The organism is Algoriphagus jejuensis (assembly GCF_039523455.1).
In the GTDB taxonomy this organism is placed as follows: Bacteria; Bacteroidota; Bacteroidia; order Cytophagales; family Cyclobacteriaceae; genus Algoriphagus; species Algoriphagus jejuensis.
In genome coordinates, this window is the sequence record NZ_BAAAFI010000002.1 from 831,072 (window position 1) to 853,543 (window position 22,472).

General features: G+C 45.6%; 16 protein-coding genes and 4 tRNA genes. 15 read left to right on the forward strand and 5 right to left on the reverse strand.

Annotated features, from left to right (window positions below):
• Nucleotides 1-151: 151 nt before the first annotated feature.
• The gene (locus tag ABD031_RS04585) at nucleotides 152-1,639 is read right to left on the reverse strand and encodes a RagB/SusD family nutrient uptake outer membrane protein (RefSeq protein ID WP_343848852.1); all 1,488 of its coding nucleotides are present in this window, start codon (nucleotides 1,637-1,639) and stop codon (nucleotides 152-154) included.
• Between the two features lie 19 nt (nucleotides 1,640-1,658).
• Nucleotides 1,659-4,643 (reverse strand): SusC/RagA family TonB-linked outer membrane protein, encoded by a 2,985-nt coding sequence (locus ABD031_RS04590; RefSeq protein ID WP_343848853.1) that lies wholly within the window; start codon nucleotides 4,641-4,643, stop codon nucleotides 1,659-1,661.
• A gap of 505 nt (nucleotides 4,644-5,148) precedes the next feature.
• Between ABD031_RS04590 and ABD031_RS04595 the strand changes: the two genes are divergently transcribed.
• A complete protein-coding gene (locus tag ABD031_RS04595) occupies nucleotides 5,149-7,803 on the forward strand; it encodes a DUF5686 and carboxypeptidase regulatory-like domain-containing protein (RefSeq protein ID WP_343848854.1) in 2,655 nt (884 codons plus the stop codon).
• Between the two features lie 264 nt (nucleotides 7,804-8,067).
• On the opposite strand, the gene frr is transcribed toward ABD031_RS04595, so the two are convergent.
• Both frr and pyrH read right to left on the reverse strand, forming a co-directional pair.
• Entirely contained in the window at nucleotides 8,068-8,628 is a 561-nt protein-coding gene (gene frr, locus ABD031_RS04600) for a ribosome recycling factor (RefSeq protein ID WP_343848855.1), read from the reverse strand.
• 14 nt (nucleotides 8,629-8,642) lie between these two features.
• Nucleotides 8,643-9,350, reverse strand: a complete 708-nt coding sequence (pyrH, locus tag ABD031_RS04605) for a UMP kinase (protein ID WP_343848856.1) — start codon at nucleotides 9,348-9,350, stop codon at nucleotides 8,643-8,645.
• 200 nt (nucleotides 9,351-9,550) lie between these two features.
• On the opposite strand from pyrH, the gene ABD031_RS04610 reads away from it, so the two are divergent.
• Entirely contained in the window at nucleotides 9,551-10,378 is an 828-nt protein-coding gene (locus ABD031_RS04610; RefSeq protein WP_343848857.1) for an SDR family NAD(P)-dependent oxidoreductase, read from the forward strand.
• Between the two features lie 23 nt (nucleotides 10,379-10,401).
• On the opposite strand, the gene ABD031_RS04615 is transcribed toward ABD031_RS04610, so the two are convergent.
• Nucleotides 10,402-10,896, reverse strand: coding sequence for an acyl-CoA carboxylase biotin carboxyl carrier protein subunit (locus ABD031_RS04615; RefSeq protein WP_343848858.1), 495 nt, complete (start codon nucleotides 10,894-10,896; stop codon nucleotides 10,402-10,404).
• Between the two features lie 74 nt (nucleotides 10,897-10,970).
• On the opposite strand from ABD031_RS04615, the gene ABD031_RS04620 reads away from it, so the two are divergent.
• From ABD031_RS04620 to rpoB, 13 genes are all read left to right on the forward strand, one after another.
• Nucleotides 10,971-13,595, forward strand: coding sequence for a M1 family metallopeptidase (locus ABD031_RS04620; RefSeq protein ID WP_343848859.1), 2,625 nt, complete (start codon nucleotides 10,971-10,973; stop codon nucleotides 13,593-13,595).
• A 146-nt stretch (nucleotides 13,596-13,741) separates the two neighbouring features.
• Nucleotides 13,742-13,827, forward strand: a tRNA-Tyr gene (locus ABD031_RS04625).
• A 70-nt stretch (nucleotides 13,828-13,897) separates the two neighbouring features.
• Nucleotides 13,898-13,970: transfer RNA gene (locus ABD031_RS04630), tRNA-Gly, on the forward strand.
• 32 nt (nucleotides 13,971-14,002) lie between these two features.
• Nucleotides 14,003-14,074, forward strand: a tRNA-Thr gene (locus tag ABD031_RS04635).
• A 58-nt stretch (nucleotides 14,075-14,132) separates the two neighbouring features.
• The gene (tuf, locus tag ABD031_RS04640) at nucleotides 14,133-15,320 is read left to right on the forward strand and encodes an elongation factor Tu (protein ID WP_343848904.1); all 1,188 of its coding nucleotides are present in this window, start codon (nucleotides 14,133-14,135) and stop codon (nucleotides 15,318-15,320) included.
• A 112-nt stretch (nucleotides 15,321-15,432) separates the two neighbouring features.
• Nucleotides 15,433-15,503, forward strand: a tRNA-Trp gene (locus tag ABD031_RS04645).
• Nucleotides 15,504-15,520: 17 nt separating this feature from the next.
• Complete coding sequence (gene secE, locus ABD031_RS04650; protein ID WP_206570947.1) at nucleotides 15,521-15,709, forward strand: preprotein translocase subunit SecE; 189 nt, start codon at nucleotides 15,521-15,523, stop codon at nucleotides 15,707-15,709.
• A gap of 13 nt (nucleotides 15,710-15,722) precedes the next feature.
• Nucleotides 15,723-16,280, forward strand: a complete 558-nt coding sequence (nusG, locus tag ABD031_RS04655) for a transcription termination/antitermination protein NusG (RefSeq protein WP_343848924.1) — start codon at nucleotides 15,723-15,725, stop codon at nucleotides 16,278-16,280.
• A gap of 3 nt (nucleotides 16,281-16,283) precedes the next feature.
• Nucleotides 16,284-16,727, forward strand: coding sequence for a 50S ribosomal protein L11 (rplK, locus tag ABD031_RS04660; RefSeq protein WP_343848926.1), 444 nt, complete (start codon nucleotides 16,284-16,286; stop codon nucleotides 16,725-16,727).
• Between the two features lie 10 nt (nucleotides 16,728-16,737).
• The gene (gene rplA, locus ABD031_RS04665) at nucleotides 16,738-17,436 is read left to right on the forward strand and encodes a 50S ribosomal protein L1 (RefSeq protein ID WP_343848928.1); all 699 of its coding nucleotides are present in this window, start codon (nucleotides 16,738-16,740) and stop codon (nucleotides 17,434-17,436) included.
• A 2-nt stretch (nucleotides 17,437-17,438) separates the two neighbouring features.
• Nucleotides 17,439-17,981: a 50S ribosomal protein L10 gene (gene rplJ, locus ABD031_RS04670; protein WP_343848930.1), complete on the forward strand. Its 543-nt coding sequence runs from the start codon at nucleotides 17,439-17,441 to the stop codon at nucleotides 17,979-17,981.
• A gap of 41 nt (nucleotides 17,982-18,022) precedes the next feature.
• Complete coding sequence (rplL, locus tag ABD031_RS04675; protein ID WP_343848932.1) at nucleotides 18,023-18,403, forward strand: 50S ribosomal protein L7/L12; 381 nt, start codon at nucleotides 18,023-18,025, stop codon at nucleotides 18,401-18,403.
• A 156-nt stretch (nucleotides 18,404-18,559) separates the two neighbouring features.
• The gene (gene rpoB, locus ABD031_RS04680) at nucleotides 18,560-22,435 is read left to right on the forward strand and encodes a DNA-directed RNA polymerase subunit beta (RefSeq protein ID WP_343848934.1); all 3,876 of its coding nucleotides are present in this window, start codon (nucleotides 18,560-18,562) and stop codon (nucleotides 22,433-22,435) included.
• Nucleotides 22,436-22,472 lie beyond the last annotated feature (37 nt).

The following is a 22,472-nucleotide window of genomic DNA, read 5'->3' on the forward strand; positions in this document are numbered from 1 at the left end:
CAATCTTCTGGAGTGGCAAGATAGCTGGTGTTATGTCAATTCGAAATTTTCGGATCAATCATCAGCCAATACGCTGACCGATTAGGTGTGTAGGAATTAAAAAAAGGAAGTGCAGGCGAATGCACTTCCTTTAGTTTCAGTTTTGTGTTAATTAATAACCCGGATTTTGGTTCAGGTTTGGATTTGCGTTGATCTGCTGAAGCGGAATTGGGAATAGATTTCTGAAAGGTTCAGAAGCTGTTTTTTCCCACCATGGCTGTCGGAATTTATCAAAGCGAATCATGTCAGTTCGGCGGCTTGCCTCTGCAAACATTTCAAACCCGCGCTCTTCGTAGATTGCATCGGCGGTAATCGCAGTCAATGGCTCCACGCCGGCTCTAGTTCGGATTTGATTGACCGCAGCCAGCGCCTCGCCGGTTTTTCCTTGTCTGAACGCCGCTTCAGCTTTGATCAAGATAATATCTGCCAATCTGAATAGCGGATAGTCATTGCTCAATTCCTGACCTGCACCGGGAGCAAATTCGAATTTACCAACCCTTACTCCAGCCTGTCTGAAGGCATTTGGGGCAAGCATGTTGATCTTAGGAGTAAAGGTCAAAGGCGCTCCATCAGGGTCTCCAGCTTCAAATGATAAATCCTCCAGTCGAGTTCCGTCTGAGCTAAACTGAGGGCCTTCAAGGAAACTCCCTTTTCGGACGTCTTCATCATCGAATCTATTGTAGAACTCTTCCAAGGAAGCGTATCCGTTCCATGGCTGAGCACTCAGATCGAATGTATTCTGATTTAGGTAGTGCAAAGTCATCATCGCCAAGTTAAATCCCGCGGCGTTGTTTTCATCGTAAGGGAGCGTCAGGATATTCTCGGTTGAACCGCTGTTTCTTGTCGCGAAGTTTGCGAAGAAATTTGTGCTCAAGGAATAGGGGCCTGAGATCACTTGATTAGCTGCTGCTTCCGCATCTGCCCATCGAGGGGTACCGGTATAGACTTCTGCATTCAGGTAGAGTTTGGCCAGCATCGCCTGAGCTGAGTAGTAGTTCAGGGTAGTTCTAGTGTCCGCTTTGGGAAGCATGTCGATGTTATCCAAGATTGACTTTTCGATAAAATCAAAGACCTCTTGTCTTGAATTGTTGGTCGGGTTGCCACCAGTGGACGCTTCAGTGATGATCGGAACATTTCCGAAGGAGTCGATCAGCCATAGGTAAGGAAGTGCCCGTAAAACTTTGAGCTCAGCGACTAGCAACTCTACATCGGGAAAAGAAATGATGAGGTTGTTGATTTCTCCGATTGCAGTGAAGCAGTAGTTCCATGAGTTGTTAAAGGCATCTTCGGACGTGCCCCAAGTATGACGGTGTACTCTAAGCCAAATACCACCATCTTCCCAGTCAGGACCTTTCTGAGGAATTGCCATTTCATCAGATGCGACCTCATTGATCGACCAAATGCTATTGTGTCCACCCCAGCTTCCTACGATACGGGAATAAGCAGACGCCTTTAGAACTTCTATCAATTTTGGGTTGGTGCTGTTGGCGACATCGTCTGGAGTCACGCCATCCAGCACTTCTTGGTCAAGCTCCCAGCATGATCCCAGCAACAAGAGTGCTGGCACCATCAGACAGATTTTACTTATATATTTTAACATGTCTCTGTGTTTAGATTAATTATTTGAAATTAAGAGATAGGCCCAAAGTGAATGATCTCGTTTGGAAGTAGGTGTTTCTACGCTCGATTCCTGGAGACAAAGAGGAGGTGAATCCATTTGTGTTCTCAGAGTCGGTTATCCTAACTTCTGGGTCAATTCCAGTGTAATTGGTAATCGTGAAAAGGTTTTGCGCAGCAAAATAAACTCTGAAGGAATTCAGGTTTTGCGATGGCGTCTTAAAGTTGTAGCCCAACTCTAAGTTATCCAATCGAATGAACGATGCGTTTTCGATGTAGGAGCTGTTGAATGTAGGTGTGGAGGTAACAAACTCGGTCTTATCAGTGACCACAGAGTTCCAAGTATTAGAAGATGCATCTTGGTTTTCATAGAAGCCTCTATAGGAATTGTAAAGATCATGTCCCCAGGCTCCTCTGAAGAAGAAACTAAAGTTCCATCCACCCCATACCAAATTGTTTGCCAAGCCAAACTCTCCTTTTGGAAGGCCGTTTCCAAGCTTTTCAAACTCATCTGGATCGGTAGTAGAAAGTATATATTGCCCATCTTCAGTGATTCCTTGCAATACCGGCCCGTAAAAATCTCCCAAGGTCTGACCTACTCGGTTGTAAACGATCGGGTTGTTGTTCTGACCAGGAGATCCAGGAGTAGCAAATCTCAACTCGTCAAATCCCAAATCACCCGCAGATAAGCTTTCGATGATGGTTTTGTCGTAAATTGTGAAGTTCAGGCTTGGGTGCCATTTAATCGAACCTAGGTTGATATCATGCGCATTAATCGCAAACTCAAATCCGGCAGCTCTTAGATCGGCAAGGTTTACCCAAGTTGAAGAAGCCGTATTAAACCTCCCTGGATCGAAAGGGTTTGGAGCACCAGTGGCCACTGGAACGTTGAACAATAGATCAGAGATGTTCCTAACGTAATAGTCCATGCTACCCGTCAATTTATTGTTCCACATGCCAAAGTCTACCCCAAAATTCATTTCTTGTTTCGTTTCCCACTTCAGGTCTTTGTTAGGGTTTGAATTTTGAACGATCCCCACATAGATATCAGTTTGCGTATTTGGGTCACCATCCAAATCCACTCGATTACCGTTACCATAAACCCCCAGAGCCAAAGTTGGTGAGGGAGGCAGGTTTCCAGTAACCCCGAAGGAGGCTCTTGGCTTAAACTGGCTGAAAAGGCCCATGTCAAAAATCTGGGTGAAATCGGCTCCGATACTAGCGGCCGGGAAAACACCGGTTTGGTTGTTGGCTCCAAAGCCAGAATAGGTTTCAGATCTCACAGAGGCAGAGAGGAAGAATCTGTTGCTTAGATTAAAATTTGCTCTAGCAAAAAGGGAGTTCAGACGATCTTCGTTGGCATACGATGCAACTTCGGTGCTGTTACCCAATCGAATCGATCCAGCTCCCAGATTGTCCCAGCCCAAATCAAACAGGTATTGCTTCACTCTGGCATTGAAACCTTGATTTTTCGTTCCTTGAGTCGCTGCACCACCGAGCAAAGTCATGTTTAGGTTGTCACTTAAGTCTATTTCGTAGCGCAGAGTAGATTCAAATATCTTCTGTACCCTATCATTGGTTCTACGTTGTGCCGATCCGCCGGTACCTAATCCAACATTGTAGTCTAGTCTTGACCAAAAGTCTCCTGAAAGGGTGTTGCTTCTGTCTTGAGAATATTGAGCAGATACGGTCAGGTTTTTTAAGATGTCGAATTCTGCACGGTAGGAAACCAATGCAGATTTTGTCTCACCAACAAACTTTTGCTGATTGGCCAAAGCGACGGGATTGTAGAAGTCAAATAGGTCACGCTGGAAATAGCCACCGAATCTTTCGACAGCGTCCTCGGTATCTTCGAAGATAGGCGCAGTAGGATTGTAGAGGGTAGCATAACGAAACGCAGCATCGTTGATAGACTCACTGTCCACGTTGGTAAACGACAGGTTGGCAGACAATCGCAATCTATTGTCAAGAGCAGCCTGAGATAGGTTCAGACGTGTATTCAGTCTTTTGTTACTGACTCCGTTCACAATACCTTGATTGTTTCTGTAGTTTATGGCGGCCATGTAATTGGTGTTGTTGAATCCGCCCGAAAGACTTGCATTTGTGGTATAGGAGAATGCATCGTCAATCAATTCGTCTCTCCAGTCTGTATCGCTCCCGAAATCGGTTCCGCCTCTTGCCACAAATTCATCCGCTGAAAGTACGGGAATCAGATTTGTTGCTTGATCCATCGTGCCGAAAGCATTGATTGAGACACTGGATATGCCGTCCTTGGAGCTTTTCTTGGTCGTGGTGATGAGGATTACTCCTGAGGAGCCTCGAGCACCGTAGATTGCAGCTGCAGATCCATCTTTCAAAACGTCGATAGATTGAATATCATTGGGATCGACGTTATCCAAGGAAGCACCGATCACTCCGTCCAATACGATGAGGGGTGAAGAGTTGGCTCCGAAAGTAGAAAGTCCTCTCAATCTCACGTTGAATCCGGAGTTTGGATTGCCGCCCGCTCTTGTGATGGAGAGACCAGCTACTTTGCCTTGTAGCAATTGTGCGGGATTGGAGACATTTCCTTTGTTGAAATCCTCAGGCTTTACGCCCACCACTGCGGAAGTGATCTCTTTTTTGTCTTGAGTTCCGTAGCCGATTACAACGGCCTCCTCCAAACTTTGAATGTCCTCTTCTAGATTGACGGTGATATTAGTCTGATTTCCGATCTCGACTTCCTGAGCGAGGTAGCCGACGAAGGATATCACAAGAATTTCGTCTCCTGCTTGTAATGGAAGAGTGAACTTCCCGTCAAGATCAGTAGCGGTTCCACGGGTGGTACCTTTGACGATCACCGTAGCGCCTGGTACTGCGTCGCCGAGACTTGCGTCTAGGACCGTGCCCGATACGGAGCGGCTTTGGGCATTGACAGCTACTATTGCACCAAGGGTAAGTGCAAAAACAAGCATCAATGACTTGAGTTTGGGTAAATAGTTTCTCATAGGGTTTTCTGTTAATGTAAAATTGAAATAGACTGAGCCATAAAATTTTCGACTCAAATTGCTTGTTAAAATTCGATTTTGCAATTTTTAACAATTGGGAGCTGAGCTCCTTAAAAAAATGGCATTTAACAGTACCGCAAAATGGCTATTGATCGTACAACGGATCGAGCATTTTCTTGCGTTGTGTGCTATTTAGGTCAATTTCTTTTAAAAAAAATGTAAAAGAATCAATTTTTCACCTCCGTCAATATTCTCCAACTCCGGCTACATTTTCAGTTTTGTTTTTTAACCATTCTCTAAAAAAATTAGTAAAGTAGCGAGAGCTTATATTGAAAATTTAGAGATTGTTAAATAGTAAATTTGCCGGCTAAATCTGGTGCTGTTATGTATAATGTAGCAAAGGCGCGGAGCTTTCTTAAATCCTCTTAAATCAACCTTTGCAACCTTTAGCTGAATTTTTGCATCTCTATATTTATTAGAAGCTATACCAACTTTTGTAAATCCTATGATCAGAAAACCGTTCTTTTTCCTGACCACGCTTTTTTTTGTCGTACAGTCGGTTTCTCTTGCCCAAGGAATTCGGGGAAAAATTGCCAACACAGACGGTGAGCCTCTGGCTTACGCCTCAGTCTATATCCGAAATCTGGAAGATGGTGTTCCTACCAATGAAAACGGCATGTATGAGTTTCGGCTAAAGCCAGGTTTTTACGATGTGATTGTTCAATTTCTGGGCTACAAATCCCAGCTTGAAACGGTGGAAATCAAAGACAGCTGGGTAGACCTGAATTTTACGTTGGAGCCACAAATCTACAATCTGAGTGAAGTAGAGGTTCGGGCAGGAGCTGAAGATCCAGCCTTGACCATTATGCGCAAGGCTATTTCCAAAGCCAAATACCATCGGCTCCAGCTACAGCAATATTCTACAACCGTCTATCTGAAAGGAACAGGGCAATTGACTGATGCGCCCTTTTTTATGAAGAAAACGCTGGAGGAAGAAGGACTCAAGCTGAACGAAGCCTACACCTCGGAGTCGGTGTCGAGGATCACCTTTACCCTGCCCAACAAGGTCGATGAAAAGGTGATCTCCATCCGCACCAACGGCGACAATCAGGGCACTTCCCCCGCACCCTATTTGCAGACGTCGTTTTACCAAGATCAGATCAACGAGATCGTTTCTCCACTTTCGCGATATGCATTTCAATACTACCAGTTCAAGTACGAGGGTAGCTTTTTTGACCAAGACGTGATGGTGAGCAAGATCAAAGTGACGCCGAGAGCCCGGGGCGAGCGGGTTTTTGAGGGGTATATCTACATCATCGAGGGACTCTGGGCGATTCACAGCCTGGATCTAAAGACCTCCCTGCTGGGCTTTCAGATCACTGCCAAGCAACAATACGCGCCGGTGGCCGAAAATGTCTGGATGCCACTCACCCATACCTATACGTTTGGAGGGAAGATTTTTGGTTTTGCCGGGGAATTCAAATACCTCGCTTCCACCCGAGAATATGAAGTGGTGCTCAATCCTGATCTGATCGCCGTGCCGGAGATTATCGACGAAAAGGTGCAGGACGTGCCGCAGGATGTCGCAAAGTTTGACAAGTCGGTCTCGGCGCTGGAACAGCTGGCAAGCGAGGAACCGAAAAGCCGGAAAGAATATCGGAAACTGCTGAACGAATATGAGAAGGAGTCATTGAAGGAAAGTCAGGAGGACAGCAAGGAGCCTGTCGTCTCAGAACGGTATTACAGTGTGGATTCTTTGGCTAAAAAACGGAATCAGAGCTATTGGGACAGTATTCGGCCTGTGCCATTGACCGTGAAGGAGGTCGAAGGCTACAAGCGAGATGACAGCTTGGCTACGGTCGAAACTGCCAAGATGAGCGAAGTGGATTCGGTGGCCAAGAAAGCCAAGAAAGGATTCAAGCCTTTAGAAGTGTTGACGGGAGGTTCTTATTCCTTTGGGAAAGGAGTTTCAATGGGATTTAAGTCCAATCTGACCAAAATTTCCTTCAATACCGTGGAAGGATGGAAAGTCGGAATGGGACTCTTCTACCGAAAGTATTCTGAAGTCAAACTCGCTGACAGTGTCAATAAAGTTCGCAAGAGCTTCAACATCGAACCTGAAATCCGCTACGGATTCTCGAGTGACCGTTTTTATGGGAAAGTTGACTTCCGCTGGTCGCATACCCAACCGATGGCTGCACAGACTTGGGGCATCGAAGGAGGACGATACATTTATCAGTTTAACTCCGAAAACCCGATTCAAGAGCAGGTCAATGCGATCTATTCCTTGCTTGTCCGCAGAAACTACATGAAGCTGTACGAGCAGGATTTTGCCCGGGCTTATTGGTCGCATCGGGTGAATTATGGTTTGACTTATCGGGTAAATTTCACTTGGGCTGAAAGACGAGAGTTATTCAACAATTCGAACTATTCCTTCTACAACAAGCCTGAGAGAGAATACACGCCCAACAGGCCCGAAAATGTGGAGGCCAGTGACGCCGCATTTCAGGATCACCAAGCTGCGAAGCTTCGGGCTTCGGTCGAATGGAGGCCTGGTCTGACTTACTCCATCCGCAACGGAAGGAAAACCCCGAACTATTCCCGGTCACCGTTGATTACGTTCACCTACCAAAAAGCCTTTTCGGGATTGACGACTTCCGACAATGCATCCGATTTTGATCAGTTGGAAGTGGGGCTGAAGCACGACGTGAGTTTTGGGGCGAGCGGCAAGCTCGATTTCAACGTCACTGCCGGCACGTTCCTAAACAGCGATCAGGTCTATTTTCAGGATTATATGCATTTCGGCGGTAACAGAACCATCTTCTCCAACTTTGGTCCGGCGTCGAATTTCCGGTTTATGGACTATTATAAATACAGTACGAGCTCTAGCTATGTTTCAGGGATAGCACATTACCAATTCAGGAAATTCCTGCTTACCCAATTGCCGATGCTGAGGTATTCCGGCGTGCGGGAAAATATCTTTGTCAACTACTTGAAGACCCAGAATTCTCCGCACTACACCGAAGTCGGTTATTCTCTGGACAACTTGTTTCGGATCTTCCGACTCGAACTGGGAGTGGCTTTCGAAAATGGCAAATACCTCAGAAGCGGTCCGCTGTTTGGAATTGCGACGTTTATCAATGTGAATTTTGAGGATTGACAAATGCCAAGTGTGGAGCGTCGGATGCCCGATGTCGTCAGAGGTGAGCTGAACGAACTCCCCCTTTTATTCTCAGATTCTATTATGGAATAGAGATCAATTACAAAGGGAGCTGTAGGGATTTGTAACGAAAAGTGTATGAGTGGTGATGAATCGATAAACTCTTGAACTTTTTGTAAAAAAGTAAGAGGTGAGCGTAGATGGCCACAAAAAAAGCCCGGCAGAGTCTAAACTTTGCCGGGCTTTTTGAGAGTATCTGGACAATCAAACTTTCATGATGTCTGCTTCTTTTTTGGCTAGTTGCTCATCGATCTTGCCAGAATACTGATCGGTGAGTTTCTGAACCTGATCTTCCGCGCGCTTGATCGCATCCTCTGGAGCTCCGTCTTTCTGGAGTTTTCGCAGCGATTCGTTGGTGTCTTTGCGCACGCTTCGAAGAGAGATTTTTCCAGATTCACATTCCTGCTTGGCCTGCTTGACCAGATTGATCCGACGCTCTTCGGTAAGTGCGGGGATTGTCAGCATGATGATCTCCCCGTTGTTTTGAGGAGCCAGTCCGAGGTCTGAATTGATGATTGCCTTCTCGATATCCGAGATCAGATTACGTTCGAATGGCTTGATGGCAAGCGTTCTCGCGTCCGGCGTGTTAACGGAGGCTACCTGCTGGAGAGGCGTCGGCGATCCATAATATTGTACCAGGATGCCATCCAATAGGTTGGGCATGGCTTTGCCTGCACGGATTTTTACCAATTCTGCGGCGGTGTGATCCACCGCTTTTTGCATCAGCTCTTTTGCTTCGTCTAAGAATAACTCGATTTCTTCCATGATTTAATTCAAGGTTAGGCAGTGATCAATGTTCCGATTTCTTCTCCAAGTACGAGTTTGCTTAGGTTGCCTGACTTATTCATATCAAAAACGATAATTGGCAGGTTGTTTTCCTGGCAAAGCGTAAAGGCGGTCATGTCCATCACGCTGAGATTTTTCTCATATACCTCAGAGAAGGAAATATTGGTGTATTTGGTGGCTGTTTTATCTTTTTCGGGATCGGCAGTATACACACCGTCTACGCGGGTTCCTTTGAGAACCACGTCTGCTTCGATCTCGATTGCCCGCAGAGCGGCGGTGGAGTCGGTTGTGAAATACGGATTGCCAATGCCTGCACCGAAGATGACGATTCTGCCCTTTTCCAGGTGCCGGATGGCTCTTCTGCGAATGAACGGCTCACAGACGCTTTCGATCTTGATGCCGGACATGAGGCGGGTAAACATGTTGTTTTGCTCCAATGCACTTTGCAAGGCCATGGCGTTGATCAAAGTTGCAAGCATGCCCATGTAGTCGCCCTGAACGCGGTCGATACCGGATTTTTCTGCTTGCACGCCCCGAAAAATATTCCCTCCTCCTATGACGATGGCAATTTCCACGCCCATGTCTTTCACTTTTTTGATCTCGTCAGCGTACTGCTGAAGGCGTGAAGGATCGATACCGTAGTTTTTCTCGCCCATCAAGGCTTCACCACTGAGTTTGAGCAGAATTCGGTTGTATTTCATCTATTGGAATTATTGATTTCTAAGTTCGTGATCGGTAAAGCTCCGATTGATATCTGGATTTACTGGACAAAATCTGATCGAATGGGGCCGGGAAAGGCTAAACAATCCGACAAATATAATTTCTTCAACTCACAATGCTAAACCAAAATCCAAAAATGGACAGGACAGAGTTAACTTAGGGGAGCTAAGCAATTGATTTTATGGGCTTTTGGGTTGGAAAAAGGATTTGGATTGTCGGCGCGTCTACTGGGATTGGGGCGGGTTTGGTGAAAATGTTGTCTGGTACTGGCGCCAAACTGGTTATTTCCGCTAGAAATGAACACAAGCTTCGTGAATTGCAATTGACATTTCGTTCTGTTTCGATCGAAGTTCTGCCACTTGATGTTGAGGACTTTATGACCCTGTCCATACGCGTAAACGAAGCGTGGAAATTCTTAGACGGATTCGACTATGTGTTTTTGAATGCGGGTATGTCTGTCAGGGATTTGGTGTCGGACACTCAGATCGAGGTAGAGCGAAAGATTATGGACATTAATTTTTGGGGCCCGGTAGCGATCACAAGAGAACTTTTGCGAAAACGGAATCAAGAAAGCGAGCTTCACCTGGTACTGACTTCGAGTCTTAGCGGGAAATATGGTGTGCCGAAGCTTGCCTCCTACACAGCATCCAAGCATGCAATGCAGGGGTATTTTGATTCGTTACGGGCAGAAACTCATGGGGCGGGGATTTTTATTCACTTGGTCATTCCGGGATTTGTGCGCACAGACATCACCGTTGCCGGGCTGCGAGGAGATGGTAGTACAAATGGAAGAATGCAAGAGGCATTGGCCGGAGGAATGGATCCGGTGGATTGTGCCAAAGGTATTCTTAGCGGACTGGAGCGTGGTAAGGAGGAATTTGTAGTCGGAGGATTTGAGCGATTTACAGTATTGCTCAATCGGCTTTTTCCCAGATTGATGAAAAAAATCATCCGTTCCAACCCCCTTCAGCACATCAAAAAGTTTCAGAGAAGTTGGTTGGGAAAGTGAATACAGCGATGCCTGGTAACTGATTAAAACAGGATCAACACCTGGTTTTTCTCCACGTTTTGCTTGAGCGAGACTTTCACCTCTTTGACTATGCCGTCGCCAGGAGATTTGATGCTGTTTTCCATCTTCATGGCTTCCAGAATTAGAATGACATCGCCCTTTTTTACCTGATCGCCCTGTTTTACTTTCAGGTCCAAAATCAGCCCGGGCATTGGAGCTTTGATGTCTTTTAGCCTGTCGTTGCCATTCGTACTCATTCCCAATTTTTTCAGCAAAAGATCAAACCGATCCTTGAGCTGTAGGGTAGCTGTTTGATGGCCGATCCGGATTTGAAGTGTTTTCGTTGGCCGATCGATCGAAACCAATTCAGCCTCAATCGACTCATTTCCCCGGATCAGATGGATTTTCCGGTCTTCTATCCATTTCAAATCCCAGGTGATTTGCGTTTGATTGACTTTGAAGTAGTCTTCGGTTTTTTCGACCGAATGGGTGGTGTTTTGAAGGATAACTGAAAACATTCCTGCTATTTTGGGTGTGAATATACACGAAGCGAGGAATCCACCTCGTTTAGATTTTCCAAAATATCAAACAAATGCATTCGAGTCCAAAGAAAATTTCGAATACCTTCCTCGCCTTGGGAGGAGCTGCGGCACTTTTTTTCGCAGGTTCGTGTCGGTCAGAAAAGCCCGCCATAACTTCGGAAACGGAACTTTTTTACCCGGAAGATCCCGAAATCGAGTCGGAGGCGGACAGCGCTGCACTCATGCAGCTGATGCTGGAGAAAGAAGGCGAAATAAAAGCCTATCAGCCGAGTTCCAGGCGGGATTTTGATCTGCTCCATACCGACTTGGATTTGTCGTTTGATTGGGCAAGCCAGACTGTTTTGGGGAAAGCTCGACTGATCTTGAAGCCGTTTTTCTATTCGCAAAAAGAATTGATCCTAGACGCTAAAGACTACGAAGTGGGAGCGATTCACCTCGTGGAAGGAGACAAATTGTCAAAACTTTCCTACGGATATAACGAGAAGCAATTGAAGATTTACTTGCCCACACTGCTGACGGCGAAAGACACGGTTGAGGTAGAAATCAACTACACTGCTTTTCCCGATCGGAATGCCGGAAACGGGAGTAAAGCGATCACAGACACCAAGGGGCTGTATTTCATCGACCCTATGGATACTATTGCCGGCAAACCGACGATGATCTGGACTCAGGGAGAGACCGAGCACAACAGCAAGTGGTTTCCCACGATTGATCAACCCAATGAGCGTGCGACGCAGCTTTTTAAACTCACTGTTCCGGATACCATGATTACCATCGGCAATGGAGAGTTTATCAAGCAAGAAGCTCTTGGCGAGGGAATGAGGAAAGATCATTGGGAAATGAAACTTCCCCATGCTCCGTATTTGGCAGCATTTGCGGTTGGTAACTTTGGAAAAGTAGAAGCAAAAGCAGGAGACATTCCACTCGGGTATTTTGTGGAAAAGGGATTTGAAGAGGGGGCGGCTATGGTGTTTGAAAATACGCCAGAGATGCTTGGTTTTTTTGAAGAACGGCTCGGAGTGAAATATCCTTGGCCTAAGTACGATCAGATTGTGGTGAAGGACTTTGTATCAGGGGCAATGGAGAATACGACGGCATCTATTTTCATGGAGGAATTGCAACTCAATGAGCGTGAGGCGATAGATTCGGAGTGGGACTATATCATCGCACACGAGTTGTTTCACCAGTGGTTCGGCGACATGGTCACGACTGAGTCCTGGGCAAATCTTACGCTGAATGAGGCCTTTGCCAACTACAGCGAATACCTATGGAATGAACACAAATATGGTAAGGACGAAGCTGCACTGAAATTGGTCACGGAAATGGAAGGTTATTTTGCGGAAGCAGAATCCAAGCAGGAGGATCTGATTCGCTTTGACTATGCAGATTCGGAAGATATGTTTGATGCCCATAGCTACAACAAGGGAGGCGTTGTCCTGCACATGCTGCGCCAGCTTTTGGGAGATGAAGCATTTTTCGCGGCTCTGAACTACTATTTGGAAGAGCATGCCTTCGAGTCTGTAGAAGTACATCAGTTGAGGATAGCATTTGAGAAGGTCAGTGGGCAGGATTTGAACTGGTTTTTCAACCAGTGGTTTCTGGACAAAAGCCACCCAGAGCTCTATTTTGAAGTCGACTATTCTCAGCCTGAAAATATACTCGTTTCAGCCTACCAGACCCAGGATTTAGAAAATGCCCCGCTGTTTCAATTGCCGGTGGAAGTAAGTTGGTATGAAGGAGGAAAGCGTAAATCCAAAACTTTTCAGATGACGCAGGCATTTCAGCAATTCGCTTTGGAAAATGAATTGGCCATTTCGCAGGTGTATATAGATGAGGGCAAAAACCTTCTCGCGCGGAGGTCACAGGAGATCAGTTCGGATCAATTCGTGTGGCAGTTTAGCGAATCTGAACTTGGAGTGGCAAGGTATGAGGCCTTAGATAGTTTGGTGGCGCGAGAGGCCACGGCGCAGCTTGTGACGGTGTTGCCCCTGGCAGTCGCTGATCGTTTCTGGTCCGTTCGGGAGAATGCGTTGGGCTTTTTGCAAAATGATCCGGAGTGGCGTATGCGTATTCCCGGATTGGAGGATGTGGTCTATGAGCTTGCTGAAAAGGACCCCAAAAACTCGGTGAAAGCAGCCGCTTTGGATTTGCTGGCAGCGTGGGATCCGGATAAATATCAGGCGGCCTTTCTCCGATTGGCAAACGAACCGTCGTATTTGGTGGCTGGATCTGCACTGATGGGCTTGGTCAGTGCGACAGACAATCCCGTGGATTTGGCGCTTATCGAACGATTTTCGGGAGATGAAAATTTCAGGATGACTATCCCCGTGGCTGAGTATTACATTCAACAGACTGTGCTGGGCAAAGGGAATTGGTATCTGGAGCGACTGAGCGTGCTGTCGGGAGAAGGACTTTACTACTTCTTAGGCTACTTCAGTGAGTATTTTGCAAGAAATCCTGAAGAGGGCAAAGATGAAGCCGTGAGGGAACTTTTGAAGTTGATGAAAAACGAATCTCAAAACTTTTTGCGACTTGGAGCCTTTCAAGCGCTGTTGGGATTTGCCGACGACGAGCTGGTGGTAGGGGAAATCGAGCGAATCGCGGCCCAAGAGGAGGATCCTCAGCTCAAAAACTACTATGAATATTTCATGGATACACTGCAGAAAGAAAATTAATCGGTTGATTTTTAAATCATTGAATTGTTGCGCCTGAAAAAGTTGTCAAATTTGAGTTGCATCCTTTGATACTTTAATAAAAGGCTATAATTTTGCCATCCGTTAAGGTCACAAGGGCTGAAAAACGCTTAGATTTTAACACAGTTGGGGGAATACCAAAGCGGCCAACTGGGACGGACTGTAAATCCGTTGACTTATGTCTTCACAGGTTCGAATCCTGTTTCCCCCACCAAGTTTGCCTGAATGCAAAATTTTTTTTCTAGTTTTGCAGGGCTTTAAAATATCCGGTACGCCGGTTACAAGCGGGAGTAGCTCAGTTGGTAGAGCGGCAGCCTTCCAAGCTGCAGGTCGCGGGTTCGAGCCTCGTCTCCCGCTCTTTATTTCCTCAGGGAAGTAAAAGGGCAAAAGCCGACGTAGCTCAGGGGTAGAGTACTTCCTTGGTAAGGAAGGGGTCACGGGTTCAATTCCCGTCGTTGGCTCAATACAGAGAACTATTATCTAAATATATCTTTAAACTTAAACTGAGGATTTTCACGCATGGCAAAAGCAACCTTCGACCGTTCCAAGCCGCACGTTAACATCGGTACGATTGGACACGTAGACCATGGCAAAACAACCCTGACTGCCGCCATCACTACCGTATTGGCTAAAAAAGGTCTTTCTGAATTGAGAGATTTCTCTTCAATTGACAACGCTCCTGAAGAGAAAGAAAGAGGTATTACTATCAATACTTCCCACGTAGAATATCAAACTGAAAACAGACACTACGCTCACGTAGACTGTCCAGGTCACGCTGACTACGTTAAAAACATGGTTACTGGTGCTGCCCAGATGGACGGTGCTATCCTTGTAGTAGCTGCAACTGACGGACCAATGCCACAGACCAGAGAGCACATCCTTTTGGCGCGTCAGGTAGGTGTACCTCAGCTTGTAGTATTCATGAATAAAGTAGATATGGTGGACGATCCAGAGCTTCTTGAGCTTGTGGAGATGGAAATCAGAGAGCTTCTTTCTTTCTATGATTTTGACGGTGACAACATCCCTGTAATCGCAGGATCTGCACTTGGTGGATTGAACGGTGAGGAGAAGTGGGTTGAAAAAATCATGGATTTGATGAATGCAGTAGATACATTCATTCCAATTCCTCCACGTGCTGTTGACAAAGAATTTTTGATGCCAGTTGAAGACGTATTCTCGATCACAGGTCGTGGTACGGTTGCTACTGGTCGAATCGAAAGAGGAGTAATCAACTCCGGTGAAGGTGTGGACATCATCGGTATGGGTGCTGAGGGTCTTAAGTCTACCGTAACAGGTGTTGAGATGTTCCGTAAGATCCTTGATCGTGGTGAAGCTGGTGATAACGTAGGTCTATTGCTTAGAGGTATTGAAAAATCACAGATCAAGCGTGGTATGATTATCTGTAAGCCAGGATCTGTGAAGCCACACTCACACTTCAAAGCTGAAGTTTACGTGCTTTCAAAAGAAGAAGGTGGACGTCACACTCCATTCTTCAACAAATACAGACCACAGTTCTACCTTAGAACTACTGACGTGACCGGTGAAATCAAACTTCCAGAGAACGTGGAAATGGTAATGCCAGGTGACAACGTAACTATCGAAGTTACTTTGTTGTCAGCAGTAGCTTTGGAAAAGGGTTTGAGATTTGCGATTCGTGAAGGTGGTCGTACAGTAGGTGCCGGTCAGGTTACCGAAATCTTAGACTAATTACATACTAAGTAAATATTAACGATGCGATCCCAGATTTTTTTGGGATCGCATTTGTTTCTAAAGACATTATTCCTAATTTTGCGTTCCCATTTGCAGGGCGCTCAATCACACGGGCATAGTTCAATGGTAGAATAGCGGTCTCCAAAACCGTTGATGGGAGTTCGAATCTCTCTGCCCGTGCAGTAAGTAAGTAGACTATGAATCTTAAAAACTTTGTCCTGGAGTCTTACGACGAGATGAAAAATAAGGTCACTTGGCCGAAGTTTTCATTCCTCCAAAATAGTGCCGTATTGGTGTTGGTTGCATCGCTCATCTTTGCGCTGTTTATCGGTGCAGTGGATTTGGGATTTGAGAACATCATGACATGGTTTTATGATTTATTCTAATTGACATTACAGAATGGCTGAACATAAATGGTACGTACTCAGAGTAGTAGCGGGACAGGAAAAAAAGACCAAAGCATATCTGGACAATGAAATCCAGAGAGAAAACATTGGGGAATACATTCCTGAAGTGCTGATTCCTTCTGAGAAAGTATACGAGATGCGCAACGGTAAAAAGCGGGTCAGAGAAAGAAACTTCTTTCCAGGCTACGTACTAGTCAATGCGGATCTCTCCAACGGGGAAGCCAATCACGTAATAACGAGCATCCCGGGTGTTATCGGGTTTCTAGGTTCAAGTCAGGGGGGAGCTTCCAAAACCCCTGAGCCGTTAAGGCAATCTGAAATCAACCGTATCTTAGGTAAGGTTGAGGAGATTGATGAGTTTGCCGAGAAGCAGGACACGCCGTTTATCGTTGGAGAAGCCGTCAAAGTAATGGACGGCCCATTCAGTGGGTTTACCGGGACAATTGAGGAGATATTTGAGGAAAAGAAAAAGCTTAATGTTATGGTTAAGATTTTCGGCCGCAATACTCCTGTAGAGTTAAACTTTATACAAGTAGAAAAACAAGACTAAGCAATGGCTAAGGAAATCACTGGTTATGTAAAACTACAAGTGAAAGGTGGCCAGGCTAACCCGTCGCCTCCAGTAGGTCCAGCTCTTGGTTCCAAGGGTTTGAACATCATGGAGTTCTGTAAGCAGTTCAACGCGCGTACCCAAGACAAAATGGGCACGGTGCTACCGGTACTGATTACAGTGTTTTCTGACAAGTCTTTTGAATTCGTAGTAAAAACTCCTCCAGCTGCAAATATGCTGTTGGAAGCTGCGAAGCTAAAAGGCGGTTCATCAGAACCAAACAGAAAAAAGGTGGGATCTGTTACCTGGGATCAGGTAAAAGTGATCGCTGAGACGAAAATGCCTGACCTCAATGCTTTCAAAGTAGAATCTGCCATGAAAATGGTAGCTGGTACTGCACGAAGCATGGGTATCACAGTATCTGGTAAAGCCCCTTGGGAAGTATAAATAAAAAACAATGGCTAAGTTAACAAAAAAGCAAAAAGAAGCTCTTTCTAAGTACGACGCAAGCCAAATGTACTCCCTGGAGGCAGCTTCTTCACTGGTTAAGGATATTACCATGACTAAGTTTGACGCTTCTGTAGACGTCGATGTCCGTTTGGGCGTTGATCCTCGAAAAGCTGATCAAATGGTAAGAGGTGTAGTAGCACTTCCTCATGGTACTGGCAAAGACATCAAAGTATTGGTGCTTTGTACTCCTGACAAAGCAGCAGAAGCTACCGAAGCAGGTGCAGATTACGTGGGTTTGGACGATTACATTGCCAAGATCGAAGGCGGATGGACTGACGTTGACGTCATCATCACTATGCCTAACGTGATGGCAAAGGTAGGTAGGTTAGGTAGAGTATTGGGCCCTCGTGGCTTGATGCCAAATCCTAAATCAGGAACCGTTACGCTAGATGTGGCGAAAGCAGTAAAAGAAGTGAAAGCTGGTAAGATCGACTTCAAAGTCGACAAGTTTGGAATTATCCATGCCGGTGTCGGAAAAGTATCTTTCTCTCCTGAACAAATTCAGGAAAACGTGAATGAACTGATTATGACTATCTCTAAGCTGAAGCCATCTTCATCTAAAGGTACATATTTCAAAAGTATTCATTTGTCGAGCACTATGTCTCCGGGTATTGCTGTAGACAAGGGTAGCATTCAAGGTATTTAATCATGACTAGAGACGAAAAGAAAGTTATAATCGACAGTCTGACTGAGAAATTGAAGGAAAACCCTTTCTTCTACATCACTGACGCTTCCGGATTCTCTGTAGCTCAAGTGAATGCATTCAGAAGAACTTGCTACGAAAAAGGTGTAGAGTACAAAGTGTACAAGAACACCTTGATCGCTAAAGCGCTTGAAAATCTGGATGCAGACTATTCCCAATTGGCGAATGGTGCATTGAAGGGGTTCTCTGGAATTATTTTCTCTAAAGAGACTAGTAACCTTCCAGCAAAAGTATTGCTGGATTTCAGAAAGAAACAAGGTAAAAAAGAGACTAGACCGGTATTCAAAGGGGCAGGGATCGATTCAGATGTATTTCTGGGCGAAAACAACCTTGAGCTGTTGTCTAACCTCAAGTCTAAGCAAGAATTGCTGGGCGATCTGATTGGATTGCTTCAGTCTCCTGCGAAAAATCTCGTATCTGCATTGCAATCTGGACAGAACAACATCACTGGTGTTCTTAAGACTCTTGCTGATCGAGAAGCAAAGTAATTTTATCAAATCATTCAAAAACAAATTAAATAATTAATACAATGGCAGATCTTACGCAACTTGCAGAACAGTTGGTGAACTTGACTGTAAAAGAAGTAAAAGAATTGACAGACATCCTTAAGGATCAGTATGGTATCGAACCTGCTGCAGCTGGCGCTGTAATGGTAGCTGGTGGCGGTGCTGGTGCTGAGGCTCCTGCTGAAGAGGAAAAAACTGCTTTCGACGTAATCCTTAAAGCTGCGGGCGCTTCTAAGCTTGCAGTAGTAAAGCTGGTTAAAGAATTGACCGGTCTTGGATTGAAAGAAGCAAAGGATCTTGTTGACGGCGCTCCTAAAGCCCTGAAAGAAGGAATTGCTAAGGACGAAGCTGAAGCTTTGAAGAAGTCTCTTGAAGAGGCTGGTGCTGAAGTAGAGATCAAATAATTTGGCGATTTCGATCCTCTAGGTTCGGAATCGGCCCGAAGACCTGACTAAACTAGTCAGGTCTTTTCCTGTTTATGCGCAGAAAGAAAATTGCATTATTTCAAGTGGTAATTGTCACTTTCCGATATTAAATTTCACTATAAACTATACACTACCTTGGCTATCAAGAATCAAACCGAAAGGAAAAGTTTCTCCTCCATTAAGGTGGTCAAAGACTATCCCGATTTTCTCGATATTCAGCTGCAGTCTTTTAAAGACTTCTTCCAGCTGGATACACCTGCCGAGAAGCGCCGGGCAGATGGGTTGTTCAAAGTTTTCGCTGAAAACTTCCCGATCAGTGATTCCAGAGAGAATTTCACGCTGGAGTTTATTGACTATGCAGTAGACCCACCTAAATACAGCGTGGAAGAATGCATTGACAGAGGGTTGACTTATTCTGTTCCGTTGAAAGCAAAATTGAGATTGCTTTGTCACGACGAGGACAATGAGGATTTCGAAACCATCGAACAAGAGGTATTTCTCGGCAATTTGCCATATATGACCGAGAAAGGTTCCTTTGTGATCAATGGTGCAGAGCGTGTGATTGTGTCACAATTACACCGGTCTCCAGGAGTGTTCTTTGCGCAGAGCAAGCACACCAATGGTACCAAACTCTACTCTGCCAGAATTATTCCTTTCAAAGGTTCTTGGATCGAATTTGCGACAGACATCAACAATGTCATGTATGCTTATATCGACAGAAAGAAGAAATTCCCTGTTACTACCCTTTTGAGAGCAATCGGGTTTGGTTCGGATAAGGACATTCTTGATCTATTTGGCCTATCGGAAGAAGTAGCTGCGACCAAGGCTGCTTTGAAGAAAGCCGGCGGGCGCAAGCTGGCTGCAAGAGTATTGAGAACCTGGGTAGAGGATTTCGTTGATGAGGATACCGGTGAGGTAGTTTCCATAGACAGAAACGAAGTTTTGCTAGAGCGTGACAGCGTTCTTTCAGAAGAAGACATCGAAATGATCCTGGATTCAGGCTCTAAGTCCATCATTCTCCATAGAGAAGATGTGAACGTGGCTGATTTCTCGATCATCTATAATACACTACAAAAGGATAATTCCAACTCCGAAAAAGAGGCAGTTGAAGTAATCTATCGTCAACTCAGAAATACAGAAGCACCTGATGAAGCGACTGCTCGTGAAGTAATTCAGAGCTTGTTCTTCTCAGACAAGCGTTATGATCTGGGTGAGGTAGGACGATACCGAATAAACAAGAAACTGGGCCTCAGCATCGAGGCCGAGAAAATTGTATTGACCAAAGAGGACATTATTTCTATCGTGAAATACCTCATCGGCTTGATTAACTCCAAGGCAGTAGTCGATGATATTGACCACTTGTCCAACAGACGTGTACGTACCGTAGGCGAACAGTTGTACAGCCAGTTCGGAGTAGGTTTGGCTAGAATGGCCAGAACTATCCGTGAGCGGATGAACGTGCGTGACAATGAAGACTTCAAACCAGTCGATTTGATTAACGCCCGTACACTTTCTTCCGTGATCAACTCCTTCTTCGGAACCAATCAGCTTTCTCAGTTCATGGATCAGACTAACCCGCTAGCGGAGTTGACTCACAAGAGGAGACTTTCAGCATTGGGTCCAGGAGGTCTTTCTAGAGAAAGAGCAGGTTTCGAGGTTCGTGACGTTCACTATACGCACTACGGTCGTCTGTGTACCATCGAAACTCCGGAAGGTCCAAACATCGGTTTGATCTCCTCGCTTTGCGTCCACGCAAAAGTGAACTCCATGGGTTTCCTGGAAACTCCTTATAGAAAGGTGGCGAATGGGAAAGCCGGAATGAAATCAGAGGAAATCGTATTCCTCACCGCTGAGGAGGAAGACAACCACAACATTGCGCAAGCGAATGCACCTTTGGATGACTCTGGAACTTTTATCAACGAGAAAGTAAAAGCCCGATTTGAAGGTGACTTCCCTGTGTTGGAGCCAAGTGAGATTTCCTACATGGATGTGGCACCAAACCAAATTGTGTCGGTAGCGGCATCATTGATTCCCTTCTTGGAGCATGATGACGCCAACCGAGCTTTGATGGGATCCAACATGCAGCGCCAGGCGGTTCCGTTGTTGAAAGCAGAAGCTCCGATCGTAGGAACTGGATTGGAAGCGAAAGCGGCTATTGACTCCAGAGCGCTGATAATTGCTGAGGCAAACGGCGTAGTGGAATATGTGGATGCGAAGCAGATTACCGTGAAGTACGATTTGACTTCAGATGAGTTGTTGGTGAATTTCACCAATGAATACAAGTCCTACGATCTGATTAAATTCAGAAGAACGAACCAGGATACGACGATCAACCTTACGCCATTGGTTTTGAAGGGGCAGAAAGTGTTGAAAGGACAAGTGCTAGTGGAAGGCTACTCTACCAATAACGGCGAGCTTGCTTTGGGTAAAAACCTAAAAGTAGCCTACATGCCTTGGCAAGGGTATAACTTCGAAGATGCGATCGTTATCTCTGAGCGCGTAGTTCGTGAGGATATCTTTACCTCGATTCACGTTGAAGAATTCCAGTTGGAAGTACGTGATACCAAGCGTGGTGAGGAAGAATTGACTTCTGAAATTCCGAACGTGTCAGAAGAAGCTGTGAAGCATTTGGACGAAAACGGAGTGATCCGAATCGGTGCTGAAGTCAAAGAAGGCGATATTATCATCGGTAAGATCACGCCAAAAGGCGAAACTGATCCGACTCCGGAAGAGAAACTCCTGAGAGCAATCTTTGGTGATAAGGCCGGTGACGTGAAAGATGCTTCCTTGAAAGCTTCTCCATCTTTGAATGGCGTAGTGATCGAGACCAAGCTTTTCGCCAGACCTAAGAAGGACAAGGACAATAGAGCAAAGTCGAAAGCTGAGGTTGAAAAACTGAAAGCGAAATACTCCAAAGATCTCCTTGCCATCAGAGCCAGGATGATCAACAAGTTGGTGACGATCCTTGAAGGAAAAACTTCCCTAGGTGTAAGACACAAGTTTGGTGATGAGATCATCAGCAAAGGCGTGAAATTCAATGCAAAAAACATTGACAATAACCTTTTCCCTGCTAAGAACCCTTACAGAGACGAGTCCAACTACAATGTGCCGGAGGAAGCAAACTTGATTTCAGATATCATCTTAGATGACTGGACTGACGACGCTCACACCAATTCACTGATCGTGAAGCTGGTGAAAAACTATACCAATTCCAGAAACGAAGTTTCAGGCCTGTTTAAGCGTGACAGATTCACGCTTGAAGTAGGAGATGAATTGCCAGCTGGAATCGTGAAGCTCGCTAAAGTCTACATCGCCAAGAAGCGTAAGCTAAAGGTGGGTGATAAGATGGCAGGTCGTCACGGTAACAAAGGTATCGTCGCCAGAATCGTAAGAGACGAGGACATGCCATTCTTGGAAGACGGAACCCCCATGGACATCGTGTTGAACCCACTTGGGGTGCCTTCACGGATGAACATCGGGCAGATCTTTGAGACTGTATTGGCTTGGGCAGGACAGAAAACAGGTAAAAAATTCGCCACGCCAATCTTTGATGGAGCGACTTTGGATGAGGTTTCTGCCGAATTGGAAATCGCCGGAGTACCTGCTTATGGACGTACCTATCTGTACGATGGGCTTTCAGGCAACAAGTTTGACCAGCCAGTAACCGTAGGTGTAGCCTACATGCTGAAACTGGGTCACTTGGTGGATGACAAGATGCACGCACGTTCAATTGGTCCATACTCACTCATTACTCAGCAGCCGTTGGGTGGTAAAGCGCAGTTTGGTGGACAGCGTTTTGGAGAAATGGAAGTGTGGGCACTCGAAGCATTCGGTGCGTCTCACGTACTCCAAGAGATCCTGACTGTCAAGTCTGATGACGTAATCGGTAGAGCGAAAGCTTACGAAGCTATCGTGAAGGGTGAAAACCTTCCTAAGCCAAACATCCCTGAATCATTCAATGTATTGGTTCACGAGTTGAGAGGCTTGGCTCTTGAAATTACCCTGGATTAATTTGGCTCAAAGGGCGGGCAACCGCCCTGAACATATC